Below are 17,351 nucleotides of genomic sequence, written 5' to 3' on the forward strand. Positions count from 1 at the left end.
TGTCGCTCGTGGGGTGTCGGCAAGACCCCCGTGTCCCCGCAGGCCGCGTTCGACGTGGACGCGGACGCGTCCTGGAGGTACGCGAGTCAGGACGTGGAGGGGCGCGCTGGCGCCTTCGTGAGAAATCGCTCCGCCGGGGTGAGGGGATTTTCGGAGGGTGGCCGTTCTCCTCGGGGGGAAGTGCCCCATTTCGGGCGCCTTCCCGCGAAGGAGCTCCGACCATGCCGCCGCTCTCGTTCCGGCGCCTCGTGTTGTCCTGTCTGACGCTGCTGGCCACCTCGGGCTGTATGACGGGCCCTCACAATGGAACCACCACCGGGGACTCGGTGATTGGAGAGACGTTCCTGTTCGAGGGCTACTACCCCGAGCCGAGCACGCCCATCTCCCTCCAGGTCTTGAGGGCCCCGGACCTGGACCCGGCGGTGGAGTCCCACTGGCAGCAGTTCGCCACGGCCATCACCACCACCACGCCCACCCACGTCAACCGGCCCGAGCCGCTCTTCCACTGGAGTGTCACGGCCGCGCCCGTCCCCAACTTCCTCTTCGCGCCACGCTGGCCCTCGGGAGGACTGGTGAAGGTGCGCGCCATCGCCATGGACCCGGATGGGCAGACGGTCCTCTACACGTTCGACGACATCACCTACCCGGACTGCTTCGCCCAGAACGCCACCCAGCCCTGGTCGACCATCGGCACCGAGTGCCAGGGCCTGGGCATCAACCGCTCCGCGCTGGTGTCCACGCGGCTCAATCCCGTCGACAGGCCTGTCGCGGAGCGGCCCCAATTCCTGGGCCGCAAGTCGCCCGGGCTGGGCACCGCCGAGACGGAGGAGTACTACGACCAGATCCAAGCGCCGGAGACGCTGGATGCCTTTCGCGCCACGTTTGGCTTCGCCAGCGGCGACGTCACGGCCACCTACTACAACGATGGTGACCTGGGGCTGGGTCGTGAGATGCACTGCAAGTCGTTCGGCGTCCCCCCGTCCATGGTGGGCCTTGCCTGCTATGTGAAGAACTACGGGGTGCTCAATGGCCAGCCGGTCTTCGGCGGCAGCTCCGCGTCCGCCCTTCAGGACGCCGTGGCCCGGACGAACTCGTTCGCCACCGTGGCCATGACCTTCACGCCTCCGGCTGGCTCCCCCAACAGCGTGAAGTTCATGGTCTACGACGCCGCGGGCTTCCTGACGCCCGCGGCGCAGCTCGACAACACCGGGTTCAACACCTTCGTGCCCGGCAACTGTTTGTCCTGCCATGGCATCAAGGCGAACTACAACGCGGCCACCAACTCCGTGGTGGGACAGGCGCAGTTCCTCCCGTTCGATGTCTTCAGCTTCCGCTACTCCACGGCCGCGGGTTTCACCCACGCGGCCCAGGCGGATGCCCTGCGGCGCCTCAACCATCTGGTGACCCTGACGGGGCCCACCGACGGCATCCGCGAGTTCATCGAGGGCACCTACGAGCCCAAGCCCGTCTGGGATGTGACGGCGGTGGCCAACGACACCTACGTGCCTCCGAACTGGAAGAACACCAAGCAGAAGGGGCTGGGGCTCTATCGGGGCGTCGTGAAGCCCTACTGCCGCACCTGCCACATGTCCTCCACGGACCCCAACCTGGACTTCCTGGACCAGGCTGACTTCAATTCCAACTCAGGGGCCATCAAGGTGGATGTGTGTGGAGTGGGCCACTCCATGCCCAACGCGGAGCACGTCATGAAGAAGTTCTGGAACAGCGGTGCCCGCGCCTACCTGGACATGGGATTGGACATGCAATCGCCCTGCGGCCCCTGAGGGGTGGGGCGCTGGAGCGGCTACCTCCTCGCCACGAACCTCAACGACTCCATCGAGCGGTACAACCCCGCCACCAACACCTGGACGAACCTCGGCCAGCCCTGAGTGGCCGTGAGCAGTTGAGGGGCTGGGGACCTGAGTCCTCAGCCCCTCTGTCGCTCACCAAAAGTGAGACGTCGCGCCTCCTGCTATTTGATGCAGAGGGTGGTGTCGGTCAGTATGTCCGTCCGCTGGACCCAGCGGACCGTCTCGCAGGACTCGCCAGACCCGCAGGCGTCATCGTCCTGGCAGCGGCGGTGACACTTGCGGTCGCCCGTCTCCTGCTGGCACAGCGACTCCCCGTTCGAGGCGGGCGGGCCACAGACCTGGCTGACGTAGCAAACCTCCTCGGCGCTCGCGCACTTGTCGGTGAACGAGCAGGCCGCGAGCGAGGACTTCGGGACGTCGGACCCGCAGCCAGGGGTGAACATGAGGCAGAGCAAGCTCAGAACAGTCAGTCGCATGGGGGACTCGGAGAAGAAGGGGTCCACGAGAATACGACAGGCGAAGGTGAAACGGGCACCTTCTCCTCCCGTTTCGCGTGCTACCGCAAGTCTTCCAGCAACGCTGTCTGAAGCGCCTTCCTGTTCTCCGGGAAGCCCTGGTTGGGGTAGGGCCGGGCCCCGCTGAGGAGCGGCTCGAACTTCTGATACATGGGGTCGGAGCGCGCGGGCTCCTGCTGGTAGAAGGCGCGGTTGGCCTGGAGCAGGTAGCGCGGAGAGGTGCCTGCGGGAGCGTCCTCGCTGAAGGCAATCAGGCGGCGAACCTCGGGGTCGCTCATGAACTCGGTGAAGGCGTGGGCATCCTGTGCGCAAGTCCCGGTGCAGTTCGCGTTGAGCACCAGCGCGTCCACGAAGACCGCCGGAGCCGAGCCGGTGCCGAGCGGCACGGAGATGACCTGCGGGAGCGGCTGGGAGGGCCGGGCCTGGCGAATGAAGAACAGCCGCTCGGTGTAGCCCATGAAGCCATTGGCCTGCTCCGTCGCGAAGGCCTCTTCCGCCACGGTGTTCGAGTCGTAGGTGCCATCCAGACACGGATTGACACCCTGCTCGAGCGCGCAGCTGTCGACGACCGTCTTGAAGGACGCCACGGAGGGCGAGTCCAGCGGCAGGGTGATGGCGCTCGCGAGCGCGGTGCCAGGGTGCGTGTCCGCCCAGGCATCCAGGTACGAGGAGGGCAGCGTCCAGCTCCCGTCGAAGTTCACGGCGAGCGGGCGCTTGCCAGGGGACACCTCGCCCAGAATCTGGACGAGCGACGCTCCATCCGTGGCCGTCTGGAGTTGGGGGCTGCGCGAATAGACGACGTAGGTGCACAGATAGGTGGGGACGCCATAGTCCTCACCGGAGATGCGCACGGCCTCCTCGGCGGCGGGATGTGAGACGCCCGGCTGCATGGGGACTGGCTGAATCCAGCCCTTCGACGCGAGCGAGCCGAGAATCAACGTGTCCACCTCCACCACCTGGGCGGCGCCCGTGCCCGGGCCGAGGAGCTGGTTCAGCGCGCCGCCTTCATCCAGGTCATAGAGGTCCAGTTGTGAGTCGAACACGATGTCCAGGTCGATGTCCGAGTTCGCCCGCTCGAAGTCGGCTTCGAGCCGCTGCTTGAGGCTCGCGAAGCCATCTCCGGCGGCGTCTGGGATGTAGGGGAAGAGGACGGCCTTCAGCGGACGAGGCGGGGTGGGCGTGGGGTCGGGTGATTCCGAGCACGCACCGAGGACGAGGACGACAGGGCAGAGCAGGGCTCTCCAATGCATGGCGTGGCTTCCTTTGGGCGCTGTGAGGGAGAGATCAGAGCGCGACTTCCACACCGAGGCCAGGGGCTATCGACCAGAGCGTCTTCCGGTTCGTGGACCCCGGGTACCACTCACCGACGAGCTGGACGCGGAACCGCTCCAGGAAGGCCATACCCGCCAGGGCCTGGACGACGGGCCGCGAGCAGGCCGTCACCCGGCTGGCACCGCGGTCCTCGCAGTCGGAGGTCCCATAGTTGTCATTGGCGCTGAACATCCACCCGCCACGCAGCCCGAAGCGGCTCTGCGCGAGGAAGGACTGGTCCGTGCGGGGCCGGTACTCAAGTCCTCCAACGAGGGCCACCGAGAAGGACTCGCCTCCTCCCGACGAGAAGACGTCCTCGAGGCCCCGGAAGCCGACGGCGCTCGCGAACCGGAGGCCCGTGGGGAGTCTCGACGCGAAGGCCCCCAGGCTCAGGCCGACCTCGCTCTGCGTGGGGCCCATGGTGAAATGCAGCACGGTGTCCGGCGGGGCGAAGGCCACGCTGTCCGCGGCGAGCTTGCCCGCGAAGCCAACCACCTGCTTGTCGGCGCCGGGCTGCGCGGACGTGAGCCGGTGGAGGGCCCGCCCGATGGACTCCCGGATGCGCACGATGGCGAGGTCTCCACGCCCCGGCTCCACGCCGAGGTCGCGAAACTGGAACCCATAGGCACCCAGCAGCCGCATCGAGTAGTCCAGCTCCGGCTCCGTGGCGCCCTTCTTCCAGTCCGGCCAACGGCTCGGCGCGATGCCGGGGACGTGGGGCGGAGGCTGCCCCGCCATGGCGCGGTCGCAGTGCGGGTTGCGCCAGGTGGTGCCCTCGGCTTGCTTCCGGGCGGTGCTGCACGCGAAGTAGAGCTGGTCCAGGGACACCTGCAGCAGCGCGCGGAAGTCCGCCATGGCGTCACCCTGGCACGCCCGCGTGGCGTCCGAGGCTCCGTCATAGACGGCGCGCATGCAGGTGAACGGCGCCCACCCGCCGGGCTCTTCCGTCGGCTCGCCAAGAGGGTCCGCGAAGCGCGCCGTGCCGGCGCTCACGTCCTCCAGCATCCTGCGGGCGTCGTACATGCCCAGGTAGAAGTCGAACGTGCGGAACTCGGTCTCGAAGAAGCCCAGGAAGGCGAAGAGGGGCGCGCTCGCGGCGGGGAAGTGCCGACGTGGCACGACGAGGTGCCTGGCGATTTCGGGCTCTTCTTCGAGCAGCATCGAGAGTTCTTTCGAGCGCGCCGTGTCCACGAGGGCGGCGACGAGCCCGGCCAACTCGGCCGGCAGGGACTCCGCCTCGGCCTGGGACTCGGCGGGAAGCTGGACGGGGTACTCGGTGGCATCGGGGTCGACGAACGCGAAGGCGATGCCCTTCGGGGTGTCGCGCACCCCCGGCGTGGGGACATCGCGCCACTTCAGCTTGCCGTCGACAGGCCGCAGCCCGTCGCGCGCGAGCCCCACGGCCAGCCGCAGCGGCGCATTGTCGAAGATGCCTCCGTCGATGAACCGGGCGGTCTTCGCCTCCGACAGCGGGCAGACCGCGGGCGTGGTGGTGGACGAGTTCGACTCGCAGGTGGGCAGCGAGTGCGGAGGGAATGCCACCGGGAACGACATGGAGGCGAGGATGAGGTTTCGCAGGTGCTCGAAGGGGATTTCGCCCTGGGCATCGGTGACGAGCAGCGGCTCCAGGCGACGACTTCCGGGCGTCGTGTAGTTGGTGGCGCGAGGGGCCTTTCCGGGGCCTCGGCCCTGGATGCGGATGGCGAACTTCTCCTCGATGCGTGGCAGCGACAGGCGCCCATTCGCGGCCCAGAGGACCCGAGGCTCCGCGCGCGTGGTGGACACGCCGAGCACCACGTCGCACGAGGGACTGACTCCCTGGTTCCAGGCCTCTTCGATGCCGGCCGCTCCTCGCTCCAGCCACTCCCGCGAGAACATCCCGAGCGGCGTCGTCGAGGACGGGAGGAAGAGGCGGTCGAACCCGATGGGAATCCAGGTGCGCCAGAACAGCGACTTCTCGGGGGAGGGCGCCTCGACGCCACAGGCGGCCAGCACCGCCAGCAGCGAGTTCAGGCTGCCAGCGGACGCGCCCGTGAGCAGCCGGAGGTCCACGCGCTGACTGCCCCGGGACGAGGCGAGCGCGTAGTACAGGAAGCCCGCTTCATACACACCCAGGGACACGCCTCCGCTCACGGTGAGGGAGACGGCCGAAGGGGGCGCGGCCTCCGGGTCCATCGGCTGGGACTTCGCCGGCGCGGTAGCGAGGAGCAGCGCGCACGCGAGGGCGAGCGGAGACGAAGAGAGCGGGAAGCGCATGGAAGGGCGGATGGGCGGGGAGGGCCTGGCGACGGCCGGTGCGGCGCGTGCCTCGCTGGCGGCGACGGAACCCATGGCCCGGCAACGTAGACCCGCCCTGTCCCGGGCGCATCTGGCTTCCTGACGGGGTGCCACATCGTCGACTTCACTGGCGCGAAGGGGTGCTGCGCCAGCGGAGGTCGTTCAACCCGCGGCGGCACATGACCGCGCACGTGTTCGACGGGACACCGGCCTGCTGGAGCTCAAACCCGGACGGGTTCGTGCTCCAGCAGGAGTCCTCCGGTCGGAGGATTAGTAGCGGTAGGTGTCCTGCTTGTACGGACCGCTCTTCTCCACGCCGATGTACGAGGCCTGCTCCGGGGTCAGCTCGGTGAGCTGCGCGTTGAGCTTCTTCAGCTGCAGCCGGGCGACCTTCTCATCCAGGTGCTTGGGCAGCACGTAGACCTTGCCCACCTGGTACTTGTCGCTGTGCGAGTACAGCTCGATCTGCGCGATGGTCTGGTTCGCGAACGAGCTGGACATCACGTAGCTGGGGTGACCGGTGCCGCAGCCCAGGTTCACCAACCGGCCCTTGGCGAGCAGGATGATGCGCTTGTTGTTCGGGAAGATGACGTGGTCCACCTGCGGCTTGATCTCCTCCCACTGGTACTTCTCCAGGGAGGCGACCTCGATTTCATTGTCGAAGTGGCCGATGTTGCAGACGATGGCCTGGTCCTTCATCTTCGCCATGTGGTCGTGGGTGATGACGCTCTTGTTGCCCGTCGCGGTGACGAAGATGTCCGCCTTGTCCGCGGCGTAGTCCATGGTGACGACGCGGTAGCCTTCCATGGCGGCCTGGAGCGCGCAGATGGGGTCGATTTCGGTGACCCACACCTGGGCGGACAGCGCGCGCAGCGCCTGCGCGGAGCCCTTGCCCACGTCTCCGTAGCCGGCGACGACGGCGATCTTCCCGGCCACCATCACGTCCGTGGCGCGCTTGATGCCGTCCACCAGCGACTCGCGGCAGCCGTACAGGTTGTCGAACTTGCTCTTCGTCACGCTGTCGTTGACGTTGATGGCGCGGAACAGGAGGGTGCCCTTCACGGACATCTCCTGGAGGCGGTGCACGCCCGTCGTCGTCTCCTCGGTGACGCCGAGGATCTTCGCCGCCTTGCGCGAGTACCAGGTCGAGTCCTGGGCCAGCTTCGCCTTGATGGAGGCGTACAGCTCGCGCTCCTCCTCGCTCTGGGGCGAGGCGAGGACGCTCGCGTCCTTCTCCGCGCGCTTGCCCAGGTGCATCAGCAGCGTCGCGTCACCACCGTCGTCCAGAATCATGTTCGGACCCTCGTGGTCGCTGCCCGCGGGCCCGAACTCGAAGATGCGGTGGGTGAAGTCCCAGTACTCCTTCAGCGTCTCGCCCTTGTGGGCGAACACGGGCGTGCCCGCGGCGACGAGCGCGGCGGCGGCGTGGTCCTGCGTGGAGAAGATGTTGCACGACGCCCAGCGCACCTCGGCGCCCAGCGCCTGCAGCGTCTCCACCAGCACCGCTGTCTGGATGGTCATGTGCAACGAGCCCGTGACGCGAGCGCCCTTGAGCGGCTGCTGCCTGGCGTACTCCTCGCGGATGGCCATGAGGGCGGGCATCTCGCTCTCGGCGATCCGGATTTCCTTGCGGCCCCACGCGGCGAGCGACAGGTCGGCGACGGCGTGGTCCTGCTTCTGGGTCTGGGGAATGGCGGTCATGAGAATGGCTCCTGCTGATGGTTGCGAATCGTGCTGGCGAGGACCTGCCGAGCCGCTGAAAGCGGACCCACCCTCGCAAGCAACGCGTCCAGGTGAGTGCCGTTGGGTATTCCGCTTCGAGCCTGGGGCCAGAGGCCTCGCAACACTCCTCGAAGTCGCGGGGAAACTACGAGAAGCCGCCGCGAATTTCAAAGGGAGATTGCCGCCCCGGTGGGCAGGCCGGCGACCTCCTCGCGGCCGCCTTCACTGGAGGGCTCCAGGCGGCTTGAAGGGGTGGACCCCGCTTCCATGTGGGTGCGTGGACCTCCTGGAATCGTGAGATTCTGGACAGGGCCGCCAGCAGGGAGGCACCATCGCCGCCTCCCAACAACCCCGAGGGGCCGCAATGCCGTCGAAAAGCGCTGGAGCATCTCTGAAGGCCATCAACGAGAACATCCGGGCCGCCTATGCCCGGCGCGACCGCTGGGCGGCCCTCGCTCCCGAGGTCTTCGAGGCCCTGAAGGGGCAGATCCAGAAGGCGAACCAGGACGCCGGCCCCAAGTCCGAGGGCACCCTGACGCTCGTCATCGAGCAGGTCCCCCACTGGGATGACTCGCGGGCGTACGAGGTCCGGTTCCTGGGGCACGACATTGGCCTCGTCAAGGGCAACGGCGTTCCCGCCGGGCCGGTGCATGCCCACGGCGCGTCGCTGAAGATCGCCCCGCTGGTGAGCGGCCTGATTGGCGCGAGCTACACCCCGAGCTTCCTCACCGTGGGCGAGGAGCACTACGGCGACGCCAAGCCGGAGCTGGCGCTGCTGGGTGTCTTCGAGCCGGACGAAATCGCGCGCCCCAAGCTGCTCGAGGAGCTGCTCGACAAGACCGCCGCGCGCGCCGCCGTGGACCACTGGGCGAGCGGTGGCACGGTGCGGGCGACGGGGGACTGACCCTCGTCAGCCGTCCTCACGGGCTCCAGGACCGACACGAGGTCCTGGCGGCCCGCGGGGCTTCAGGGCGAGACGACGGGGTAGTGCTTCACCAGGTCCTTCCAGGCGGGCTCGGAGAGCCCCCAGGGACCGCAGACCAGCTGCGTCAGGTGCGGGAAGTGGGCCCGGTTGCGAGCGAGCGCTTCGGCGCCCTCGTCGGTCAGGATGGCTCCCGTCAGGTCGAGCACCTCGAGCGACTGGACGTGCTTGATGCGGACCAGCTCGCGGCACAACACATCGCCGAAGTGGCAGTTGTGCAGCTCGAGCCGACGGAGGGCGGCAAGTCCCTTCGCCTCGAAGAGGGGCGCCAGGTCCTCGGGGGTCCACGCGATGTACCACTCGTACTGAAAATCGATGTGCAGTCGCTCGAGCTTCGGGAGTCGTGCCTCCCGCAGGAACTGGAGCCCGGTGCCCTTGGGAACGGGCGCGTGCTTCCACTGCGACAGGTCCGAGGGGCCACAGGGTGTGTGCCCCAGCCAGTGAAGTGAGAGCTCACGCAGCTCGGGATGCTCGACGTGCTCGGCGTGAAGCTCCGTCATGGGCAGCACGAGGGTCTGGAGCCTCGGGTACAGGGCCAGCAGGCGCGCGAGCGAGTGCAGCTGGACCCAGCGAATGCGCTCCTTCCCGTTGGGACTGGAGAACTCCAGGGACCACTCACGCAGCGACGGTCGAGGGCCCGCGCGCTCCAAGGCATCGAGGAGCTCTTCCAGCGGATTCGCCCCGAGGCCCGTGAGCTTGATGCCGAGTGACTCGAGCGACGCTGTGTCAGGGGAGGTGAGCGCGATGCTCAGCAGCGCGAGCCCCGCGTCGGGGCGGGTGAAGTCGTGGAGGTCCAACGAGAGCCCGAGCGTCCGCGTGTCCTGGCGTCGACGCTCGAGCGCATCGTCATGGATGTCCTCCCAGGAGTTCTTCCGGTCGATGGTGAGCTGCTCCAGCGACGGAGGGAGGCCGGCTCGACGGATTTCCTCGAGGACGAGGGAGAGCTCTGCTTCAGAGCCTCCAAGGTCCACGCGCAGACTCAAGGCGCGAACGGGCTCCATCCGGATGAGCCGTGCGTAGACGCCACAGGCGCGGCTTGCGTCCACGGTGACGCGGTCCACGAACCCGCGCACGAACACGGCGTCCCCCGGCAGGAGTCCGAGCTCCGCGAGCCACGTCGCCTCATGTGCCGCGAGCAACGAGGCCTCGCGCTCCCGAAGCGTCGGCGCGGCGGCCTTCGTCCCGGCCTTGGCGAGCGCGCACTGCACCTGGATGAACTCGCCCCGTGGGTCGCCCTGGTGTCGTAGCGCCTCGGCGAGTCGCAGGCGAAAGGTGTCCGTCGCATCGGCTGCGAGTGCCGCCAGGTCGTTCGGTGAATGCGTCACGCGCCGGACTGTACGGTGCGGCGAGGTTCTCGCCCACTGTCCGGCCTGGCGCCGCGCCCCACGGCGCGCTTCCTCGAGGTGCGTGATTGGGGCTTCTGGAGGGGCAGGGGACGGCAAGCCAGGGGCCTGCTGTCCCCTGACCGAGGTCCGGCTCAGGTGCTCATCGGTGAACTACCCGCAGGCGTCACTGCACTGGGTGAGCTGACAGCCATAGCTCGCCGCCTTCGCATCGGCGTCCTGACGCGCGAACCGACACGCCTTCTTGCAACCGCCGAGGAAGGTGGTGGAGCCAAAGCCAACGACACCACAGGTGCCACCGCTGGCGGTGATGCCCGAGCAGGTCGTCTTGCAGTTGCGCGCGAACTGCTCGACGTTGTTCTCCTCGGACGAGGTCTCCTCCCCAGGCACCTGCTCGGTCGTCTCCCCCGAGGGGGTTTCCCGCGGCTCCTCCCCAGGCCCGCAGCCCGCGCCACCGAAACCCAGGATGCCGAGGACGGCCAGCAACATCACATGTCTCTTCATGACAACTCCTTCGCGCCTGTCTGGTGAAAGTGAAGTCCCAGGAGGCGGTGAGTTGTCTAGGTTTCCGCGAATGTCCTGTCAATTCGATGGATTTGGATGTGTTTGTTGTTGATGCGCGTTTGTGAGAGGCCGAGAGGAAGGGCGGGCTTACGGGTGCGGGCAGTCATGCTCAGCCGAGGCGCTGTTCGGGCTGCAGGCACGCCGCCAGTCGGCCCCGTTGCAGTTTGCCATTCGACGTCCGGGGGAGCTCTTCCACCCGGTAGAACTCGGTGGGGACCTTGTGCGGGGACAGGTGCTCACGCAGGGCCTGCCGCAGCTCGCGCTTGAGAGGGCTGGGCGCGCCGGGTTCGAATTGCAGGAAGGCCGTCAGTGTCATTCCATACAAGGCATCCTCGCGGCCCGACACGGCGGCGTCCGTCACCCCTGGCAGGGCGCGCAGGGCCGCCTCGATTTCGAAAGGGCTCAGTCGTTCCCCGCCGATCTTGAGCAGGTCATCGTTGCGCCCCAGGAGCGTCACCAACCCTTCGGGACTTCGCTCCGCCACGTCGCCGGTGTGTAGCCAGCCCTCCTCGCGGACCTTCTCGCGGGTGGCCTCAGGTGCTCCCAGATACCCCAACATCACCTGTTCGCCTCGCACGCACAGCTCGCCCTCCGGGGTGAGCTTCACGGTGAGCGAGCCGACCGGGAAGCCGGTGGCGGTGGAGAGGAACGCGGGGTGGTCGCTGCTCAGGCAGAGCACCCGGGGCGCCAACTCCGTCTGGCCGTAGCAGGTGTAGACGCGGCTGGAGGGAAAGGCCCGCATCAGACGTTGGCGCAGCTCCAGGTTCAGCGCCGCGCCGGCGGAGACGACGTGGGTGACGTCCTTCGTGAGCGCGGGTGCGTCGCCGAGCAGTCGCAGCAAGGTCTCATGATGGGAGGGGACTCCGCTGATCATTCCATGCAGTCGCCCTTCGTCGAGCAGCCGCTTGAGTTCGACCAGGTTGCCGAGCAGGGACGTGGGGACACCCGCCGCCAGCGCGGGGAGCAACTGTCCGAGCAGTCCGAAGGAGTAGGAGAGCGGAAGGAACAGCGTCTGCTGGGATACCGACGCGAAGTCGAGGGACGCGAGGACCGCGGCCACGTTCGCCTCGATGTTCCTCCGGGAGAGCTGTACCGCCCGAGGCGCCCCCGTGCTTCCGGAGGTGAACAGGACGACGGCTGTCTCCGGGTGATGGGGCGGCTCGCTTCGGCCGCTTCGCCAGGAGACGGACAGGGACTCGTCCAGTTCGAAGCAGTCCCCCAGGCCGCTTCTCCGCGCCTCGACTTCCGAGTCCGTCCACTCCGGCGCGAACACGGCCAGTGGAACGCCGGCCTCGTAGAAGGCCAGGAACCGGGTGATGAACCCGAGGCTCCGATGGGCTCGCAGGATGGCGAGACCGCGCGGCCTGTCGACGAGGCCCGCCTTGAGGGTCTCGACCTCTCGGCGGAGTGCGGCGAAGGAGCAGGTCTCCTCGCCGAGGATGAGGGCAGGGGTGTCATCCGCGCGGGAGAAGGCGTGTGCGGTGCTCATGAGGCGTCCGCTCCGTGGCTAGAGGCGCTTGAGCAGCGCGCAGGCGGACGCGCCTCCCGCACCCGCGGAGATGAGCAGGACGCTCTGCCCTGAGCGCAGTGGGAGCTTCTCCTGGAGGTGCGCGAGCGCGATGCCCACGCTGGCTCCCGACGTGTTGCCTGTGAACTGGACCGTCTCCACCACCTTCGCGGGGTCCGCCCCCAGCTTGTCGGTGATGGCCCGGATGAGGTGCAGGTTGGCCTGATGGGGGACGAACCAGTCCACGTCGGCCACGCTCATGCCCAGCCGCCGCAGCAGCGACGCCGCGCCCGCCGACATGTTGTCCACACCCTTCATGAACAGCGTGGCCCCGTGCTCCATCTTCAGGAAGACCTTGGTCGGGTCATCGTTCAGGTGGTGGGGAAGGCGGGAGCCTCCGGCACGGATGGCGATGATGTCCGCCATGGACGCGTCCGCACCCAGCTCGCTCGCCACGAGCTGATAGTCGGCCTGCTCGGGGCGCGGAGTTACCAGACAACTGGCGGCCCCGTCACCGAACAGGGCCGTGGTCGCCAGGTCCTCGCGGTTGAGGAACTTGGAGCGGATGTCCGCGGCGATGACCAGGTGGTCGCTCCCCGTGGCCAGCGCGAGTCCTGCTCCCACATGGACGGCGCTGGTGAAGCCCGCGCAGGCGGCCACCAGGTCCAGCACGCCAATGCCATCCAGTCCCAGCTTGGGGAGGACCAGTGGCGAGGTCGGCGGGGTGGGGAAGTCACCCGACACGGTGGCCAGCAAGAGCTGGGAGATTCGTCGGCGGTCGATGGCGCAGTCCTCCAGCAGCCGCAGGGCCGCCGCCGCCGCGATGTCGCTGCACGCCTGCTCCGGCTCCACCCAGTGCCGCTTCTCGACGCCGGTCCTGTGGGTAATCCAACTGGGGCGCGCCCGAGTCCCCATCCAGTCGAGCACGTCCTGATTGGTCATCACCCTCGCGGGCAGCCACGAGCGGGGTCCGAGCAGGTACACCGGTGCGGTGGGCTTCAAGAAGCTCATGGCTTCAACACTCCTTCCAGTCGGAACATGGGGAGGCCCCCGGTGACGTCCAACACCGCGCCGTTGATGTACTGGTGCGCGGACAACAGGGAGTCGAGCGCTTCACCGACGTGCGCGGGCTCCCCCAACTCCCCCTGCGGAATGACGCCGCCCATCCGCTCCACGTAGAGGGGCCTGGACCAGTACTTCTTCGTCCGCGTCGTCTTGAAGAGCCCCAGCCTCACGGTGTTGCTCAGGACGTTGAACGCGCCGTAGTCCACCGCGAGGTTGCGCATCAGCCCCTCCAGCGCGGACTTGCACAGGATGTACGCGCCATAGCGCCCCGTGCCGCTGACGGTGGAGATGCTGGAGATGAAGACGATGCGGCCCCAGCGGGCTTCGACCATGGACGGCAACAGGCGGCGCAGCAGCCAGACGTTGCCCATCAGGTTCGCGGTGACATCCTCTTCGAGCGCCGCCTGGGGAAGTTCATGGAAGCGGTGCAGGGGAGGGCGCCGAGTCCAGGCATTCAGCACCAGTCCCTGGAGGCCCTGGGCGAGCAGTCCCTCCAGAGCCGCGTCGCTGCGTCCGGGCGCGGTGAGGTCCAGCACCAGCCCCTGGGCCTTCAGCCCGTCGTCTCGATACCGCGCCCGCAGCTTCTCCAGCGAGGCTTCCGAGGACGCCGTCACGAACACCTCGTCACCCAGGGCGAGCCGTCGTCGAGCGATGGAGCGTCCGATGTCGGAGCCGCCTCCCGTGATGAGGACCCTCATGTGGCGCCCAGCTTTCGCAGCCATGCGGTCAGGGAGTCGAGGCTGTGGAACGCCTGCTCGGAGAAGTCCCGCCCGGAGATGCGCAGCGACAGTTCCTTCTCCAGCGCCGCGACGCCGAGCACCATCAGCAAGCTGTCCATTCCGTACGCGGCCAGGGGCTCGGAGGTGTCCGAGGGAAGCTCCTCCATGCCGGCGATGCGCAGGGCCTTCTTGATGCGTTCGAGCAGGTCCATGTCTGGGCTCCCCCGGTTCACTGCTTCACCCAGTGCTGCATGGCGAAGGACAGTCCTCCGCCCACGCTCATCAGCAGCACCGAGTCCCCCGGCGCGAACAGTCCCTGCTCCAGCGCCTCCGACAGCGAGAAGAGGACGGAGGCGCCGCCGATATTGCCGACGCGGTCCGCGCTCCAGACGAGGCGGGCCTGGAGTCCTCCTTCCGCGCAGACCTGCTCGATGAGCTTGCGGTTGATTTGGTGGGCCACCACCCAGCGGACTCGCGCCAGCCCCTGGCCGCCAGGGAACATCGCGCGGAGCATCTCCAGATAGCGTCGCAGCGCCTCCTCGCGAAGCCGGGTGCCATCTCCCGCCATCGCGTAGCCCCCCTGCTCCAGGACGTTCCTATCGGGAGGCAGTCTCCCCGGCGTCGTGTACAGGTCCACCAGCGTTCCGTCGGTGGCGTAGAGGCACTGGCGAACCTCGAAGTCGGGCGAGGTCGGCTCACGGCGCAGCCACAGGGCCGCGCCCCCATCCGCGAGGATGAACCAGGTCTCCTTGAGGGCCGGGTTCATCACCTTGGAGAGCGTCTCCGCGCAGCTCACCATCACGTTGTTGTAGCCGCTGCCCAGCAAGGACATCGCGAGGTGCAGGCTGGCCAGGGACGTGGAGCACCCCGCCTTGAGCTCATAGGCCGCGGCGTGACTGTCGAGCCGTCCCAGGATGGCCGCGGCCTGCGAGCCCGTGTAGCGGCTCGTCGTGGTGGTGCCATGAATCAGCGCTTCGATGTCGGCGCCGCCGTGGCCCCCCAGTGCGCGCCGGGTCGCCGTCAGCGCGAGGGACTCGCTGGTCTCCTCGTCTCCTGGGGCGAGGGGCGATTCTCCCGGGAGCGCTCCGGGCAGTCTCGCGAGGTATCTCTGGCCGAAGCCCAGTCGCGCTTGTAGCTTCCGGCCGAGCGCCTCCAGCGTCTGGGCGGAGCGGCCGTGTTGCTCGGTGTCCCGGGCGAGCAGCTCCGCGTTGGACACGGTCCGCGTTCCAGGCCACGAACGGCCATGGCCCAGCACCTGGATGCCCAGGCGTGGCTCCAGCACCTTCATGGCGCGCTCGCTTCGGTGGGAGCCTGGGGAGCTGGCGTCACCTGCGCACGGGCCGGGTTGAAGTGCTCCCACTCGAAGTTCTCGAGACGAGAGTCCTCCGGCAGCGTGTCCTTCAAGAGCTTGTTGTTGATGCCAATCCAGCTCCTCGCGCCGATGGTCGTCCGGGGCCCCACCATGGCGCCGGCTCCGAGGAACACGTTGTCGCCGATGTTCACCTCGCCCAGCTGCACCTTGTCGCCGAGGAACACGTGGCCGAGGACGAAGACATTCGCGCCCATCGTGCAGCCCTTGCCGATGGTGAGCAGCGGGTAGTCCGCGAGGATGGCGAAGAGGGACGAGTTCACCCCGTACGCGATGCGGGCCCCCATGGCCCGCCAGTACAGATACTTGGTGACGTAGAACGTGAAGAAGAACGGCTGGAGTCCGCAGATGCGCACCGCGTGACCCAGACAGAGGACCGAGTACCAGGCGAGGTAGTCCCGGGACAGCTCCATCGCGTAGGTGCCCGGCCGCATGCGAGGGATGCACAGGCGCATGAGCCAGCACGTCGCCAGGAAGACTCCCGCGAGGACTCCGGGCGCCAGCAGCGCCCACGCGGCGAACCCGGGCCTGTCCCAGCTCCAGCGCAGGAAGAGCAGGCATGACCACCACGCCACGAGGCCCGGCGGCAGGGCGAATGCCATCGTGATGAGGTCCACGAGGAGCACTCGCGCGAGGCCGAAGGCGCGGGACTGGTGCTTGAACCGCTGCCTCGCGGTGGCGAGCGCGTCCGTCGCGTCCTGGGTCACGCGGCCTCCTGGTGGACGGGGCTCGGCGCTTCGGGGTTGACCTGGAAGAGGGGGAAGTAGGAAGCGACGCGGGCCTCCTCGACGTCACGCGCGAGCTGGGGAATCTCCTCCCAGGTGTAGACGCGCTCGCCGTCCACAGGAGGGAGCCAGCCCATCTCCTCCGCGAAGCCCACCGCCGCCACGGCCTCCGAGTAGCGCGCGTAGTGGGTGTGGATGTGCTGGTGCCGCTTGGTGCACTCGGTGGACCGCGAGAGGTCGATGAGCTCCGCGCCGAGCTTCCAGCCCGCGGTGGCAATCACGCCCTGGCGGCCGAGCGCCTTCAGTGTGGCCTGGAAGAGGGGCGCGCCGATGTGGTCGAGGAAGATGGAGACGTCCTGGCCACGTCCCGCCTCCTTCACTCTCGCGAGGAAGCGCTTCTCCGACTGGGTGTAGCGCTGGCGGTAGCCGGAGTCCGAAGCGAAGAGGGCCGGGTCCAGCATCAGGTCGGGGAACTCGCGCCGGTCGATGGGGATGATGTCCACGGAGGCGAGGCGTCGCAGGCGCTCGTCCTGGGAGGCGACCATGGCCACCCGACACCCGGCGTACCGGGCCAGTCGGAGCTGCGCATAGGAGACGCCGCCGCCCCAGCCGACGACGAAGGGCGCGGGGCAGTCCGACTCGCTGACCTGCAAGCGCCAGCACCCGTAGGCGAGTCGCCAGTTGGACCAGGCGGTGATGTAGCGCAGGGAGAACGCGGCCCACTGCTTCAGCGAGTGCCGGGTGTCTCGTGGAATGGGGACGAGCACGCGCTCGGGGAGCCGCGTCCTCCGGGCTAGCAGGCCCATGGTGTGGCTGGCGTCGTAGGCGAGGACCTTGACCGGGTAGCCATGCTCGTCCTGCTCCGCGTTGCAGAACACGAGGCAGAGGTCTCCCGGGCGGACCCGCGTGACGGCGCTGCCCGTCTCAAGGACGCGCACGACGCCCGCGTTGCCGATGACGACCTTGTCTTCCCGACGCAGCCGACAGATGTCCACGGGCACGCGCTGGAGGGCGTGCCCCATGTTTCCCTCCCAGCAGCCATAGAGGGGCTCGGCGAGCACGTGCTCGGGACCGAGGTCCGGGATGATGAAGGACTCCTGGACCAGCTCACCCGGGACGCTCTTGCCGTCCCGCTGCTTCTCTCCGCGATGAAGGACCCAGGCCTGCGCCTCTTGCATGACCGCTCCAGTGATGCGCCGGGGGAGAGTCGCCGAGCGCGTCGAAGTGGAGGGATGATGTTGAATCCTGATTCATGTCTCAAGAATGCCCGGGGTGCGCCTCTTCCTGCCGCGAGTCCCCGTTGTCGTGGGGAATGTCGCCGCGCGGAGAAAACGCAGGTGGGGCGTCGGATGCCACCCCGATGACGTGCTCACGGAGCGACGGGAGGCAGGGGATCCGACGGGTCGTGACGAGGCCCTGCTCAGCGGGTTGTGCGCGGCGC

General features: G+C 68.1%; 16 protein-coding genes and 1 riboswitch. Of the genes, 3 read left to right on the forward strand and 13 right to left on the reverse strand.

Annotation, left to right across the window (positions count from 1 at the left end):
* Positions 1-221: 221 nt before the first annotated feature.
* Together FJV41_RS06500 and FJV41_RS06505 are read left to right on the forward strand one after the other, a co-directional pair.
* A complete protein-coding gene (locus FJV41_RS06500) occupies positions 222-1,784 on the forward strand; it encodes a hypothetical protein (protein WP_141641537.1) in 1,563 nt (520 codons plus the stop codon).
* Positions 1,785-1,787: 3 nt separating this feature from the next.
* A complete protein-coding gene (locus tag FJV41_RS06505) occupies positions 1,788-1,889 on the forward strand; it encodes a hypothetical protein (protein ID WP_141641538.1) in 102 nt (33 codons plus the stop codon).
* Positions 1,890-1,972: 83 nt separating this feature from the next.
* On the opposite strand, the gene FJV41_RS06510 is transcribed toward FJV41_RS06505, so the two are convergent.
* The 4 genes from FJV41_RS06510 to ahcY form a co-directional block, all read right to left on the reverse strand.
* Positions 1,973-2,287: a hypothetical protein gene (locus FJV41_RS06510; RefSeq protein WP_141641539.1), complete on the reverse strand. Its 315-nt coding sequence runs from the start codon at positions 2,285-2,287 to the stop codon at positions 1,973-1,975.
* 80 nt (positions 2,288-2,367) lie between these two features.
* Positions 2,368-3,576 carry an extracellular solute-binding protein gene (locus tag FJV41_RS06515; protein ID WP_141641540.1) on the reverse strand — a complete coding sequence of 403 codons (1,209 nt, stop codon included), beginning with the start codon at positions 3,574-3,576 and terminating at the stop codon, positions 2,368-2,370.
* Positions 3,577-3,610: 34 nt separating this feature from the next.
* Complete coding sequence (locus FJV41_RS06520; protein ID WP_246137041.1) at positions 3,611-5,968, reverse strand: patatin-like phospholipase family protein; 2,358 nt, start codon at positions 5,966-5,968, stop codon at positions 3,611-3,613.
* 216 nt (positions 5,969-6,184) lie between these two features.
* Positions 6,185-7,615 (reverse strand): adenosylhomocysteinase, encoded by a 1,431-nt coding sequence (ahcY, locus tag FJV41_RS06525; protein ID WP_141641542.1) that lies wholly within the window; start codon positions 7,613-7,615, stop codon positions 6,185-6,187.
* A gap of 87 nt (positions 7,616-7,702) precedes the next feature.
* A riboswitch (S-adenosyl-L-homocysteine riboswitch) is annotated at positions 7,703-7,772 on the reverse strand.
* Between the two features lie 228 nt (positions 7,773-8,000).
* Here ahcY and FJV41_RS06530 point away from each other — a divergent pair.
* Positions 8,001-8,540, forward strand: a complete 540-nt coding sequence (locus tag FJV41_RS06530) for a hypothetical protein (protein WP_141641543.1) — start codon at positions 8,001-8,003, stop codon at positions 8,538-8,540.
* 62 nt (positions 8,541-8,602) lie between these two features.
* On the opposite strand, the gene FJV41_RS06535 is transcribed toward FJV41_RS06530, so the two are convergent.
* The 9 genes from FJV41_RS06535 to FJV41_RS06575 form a co-directional block, all read right to left on the reverse strand.
* Positions 8,603-9,943, reverse strand: coding sequence for a hypothetical protein (locus FJV41_RS06535; RefSeq protein ID WP_141641544.1), 1,341 nt, complete (start codon positions 9,941-9,943; stop codon positions 8,603-8,605).
* Between the two features lie 171 nt (positions 9,944-10,114).
* Complete coding sequence (locus FJV41_RS06540) at positions 10,115-10,465, reverse strand: hypothetical protein (RefSeq protein WP_141641545.1); 351 nt, start codon at positions 10,463-10,465, stop codon at positions 10,115-10,117.
* Between the two features lie 169 nt (positions 10,466-10,634).
* Positions 10,635-12,014: a class I adenylate-forming enzyme family protein gene (locus tag FJV41_RS06545; RefSeq protein WP_141641546.1), complete on the reverse strand. Its 1,380-nt coding sequence runs from the start codon at positions 12,012-12,014 to the stop codon at positions 10,635-10,637.
* Between the two features lie 18 nt (positions 12,015-12,032).
* Positions 12,033-13,043: a 3-oxoacyl-ACP synthase III family protein gene (locus FJV41_RS06550; RefSeq protein ID WP_141641547.1), complete on the reverse strand. Its 1,011-nt coding sequence runs from the start codon at positions 13,041-13,043 to the stop codon at positions 12,033-12,035.
* Entirely contained in the window at positions 13,040-13,795 is a 756-nt protein-coding gene (locus tag FJV41_RS06555; RefSeq protein ID WP_181790446.1) for an SDR family NAD(P)-dependent oxidoreductase, read from the reverse strand. The genes FJV41_RS06550 and FJV41_RS06555 overlap by 4 nt, the downstream gene beginning before the upstream one ends.
* Entirely contained in the window at positions 13,792-14,028 is a 237-nt protein-coding gene (locus FJV41_RS06560) for an acyl carrier protein (protein WP_141641549.1), read from the reverse strand. The genes FJV41_RS06555 and FJV41_RS06560 overlap by 4 nt, the downstream gene beginning before the upstream one ends.
* Positions 14,029-14,045: 17 nt before the next feature.
* The gene (locus FJV41_RS06565; RefSeq protein WP_141641550.1) at positions 14,046-15,104 is read right to left on the reverse strand and encodes a 3-oxoacyl-ACP synthase III family protein; all 1,059 of its coding nucleotides are present in this window, start codon (positions 15,102-15,104) and stop codon (positions 14,046-14,048) included.
* Positions 15,101-15,892 carry a DapH/DapD/GlmU-related protein gene (locus tag FJV41_RS06570; protein ID WP_141641551.1) on the reverse strand — a complete coding sequence of 264 codons (792 nt, stop codon included), beginning with the start codon at positions 15,890-15,892 and terminating at the stop codon, positions 15,101-15,103. The genes FJV41_RS06565 and FJV41_RS06570 overlap by 4 nt, the downstream gene beginning before the upstream one ends.
* Positions 15,889-17,088 (reverse strand): MDR/zinc-dependent alcohol dehydrogenase-like family protein, encoded by a 1,200-nt coding sequence (locus FJV41_RS06575; RefSeq protein ID WP_141641552.1) that lies wholly within the window; start codon positions 17,086-17,088, stop codon positions 15,889-15,891. The genes FJV41_RS06570 and FJV41_RS06575 overlap by 4 nt, the downstream gene beginning before the upstream one ends.
* Positions 17,089-17,351 lie beyond the last annotated feature (263 nt).

The sequence above is a fragment of the Myxococcus llanfairpwllgwyngyllgogerychwyrndrobwllllantysiliogogogochensis genome, from assembly GCF_006636215.1.
Classification (GTDB): domain Bacteria; phylum Myxococcota; class Myxococcia; order Myxococcales; family Myxococcaceae; genus Myxococcus; species Myxococcus llanfairpwllgwyngyllgogerychwyrndrobwllllantysiliogogogochensis.

Excerpts from the sequence above, each read along its gene's own strand:
- FJV41_RS06500 (WP_141641537.1), top strand. The coding sequence starts at position 222 with ATGCCGCCGCTCTCGTTCCGGCGCCTCGTGTTGTCCTGTCTGACGCTG.
- FJV41_RS06510 (WP_141641539.1), bottom strand. The coding sequence starts at position 2,287 with ATGCGACTGACTGTTCTGAGCTTGCTCTGCCTCATGTTCACCCCTGGC.
- FJV41_RS06515 (WP_141641540.1), bottom strand. The coding sequence starts at position 3,576 with ATGCATTGGAGAGCCCTGCTCTGCCCTGTCGTCCTCGTCCTCGGTGCG.
- FJV41_RS06520 (WP_246137041.1), bottom strand. The coding sequence starts at position 5,968 with ATGGGTTCCGTCGCCGCCAGCGAGGCACGCGCCGCACCGGCCGTCGCC.
- ahcY (WP_141641542.1), bottom strand. The coding sequence starts at position 7,615 with ATGACCGCCATTCCCCAGACCCAGAAGCAGGACCACGCCGTCGCCGAC.
- FJV41_RS06530 (WP_141641543.1), top strand. The coding sequence starts at position 8,001 with ATGCCGTCGAAAAGCGCTGGAGCATCTCTGAAGGCCATCAACGAGAAC.
- FJV41_RS06540 (WP_141641545.1), bottom strand. The coding sequence starts at position 10,465 with ATGAAGAGACATGTGATGTTGCTGGCCGTCCTCGGCATCCTGGGTTTC.
- FJV41_RS06545 (WP_141641546.1), bottom strand. The coding sequence starts at position 12,014 with ATGAGCACCGCACACGCCTTCTCCCGCGCGGATGACACCCCTGCCCTC.
- FJV41_RS06550 (WP_141641547.1), bottom strand. The coding sequence starts at position 13,043 with ATGAGCTTCTTGAAGCCCACCGCACCGGTGTACCTGCTCGGACCCCGC.
- FJV41_RS06555 (WP_181790446.1), bottom strand. The coding sequence starts at position 13,795 with ATGAGGGTCCTCATCACGGGAGGCGGCTCCGACATCGGACGCTCCATC.
- FJV41_RS06560 (WP_141641549.1), bottom strand. The coding sequence starts at position 14,028 with ATGGACCTGCTCGAACGCATCAAGAAGGCCCTGCGCATCGCCGGCATG.
- FJV41_RS06565 (WP_141641550.1), bottom strand. The coding sequence starts at position 15,104 with ATGAAGGTGCTGGAGCCACGCCTGGGCATCCAGGTGCTGGGCCATGGC.
- FJV41_RS06575 (WP_141641552.1), bottom strand. The coding sequence starts at position 17,088 with ATGCAAGAGGCGCAGGCCTGGGTCCTTCATCGCGGAGAGAAGCAGCGG.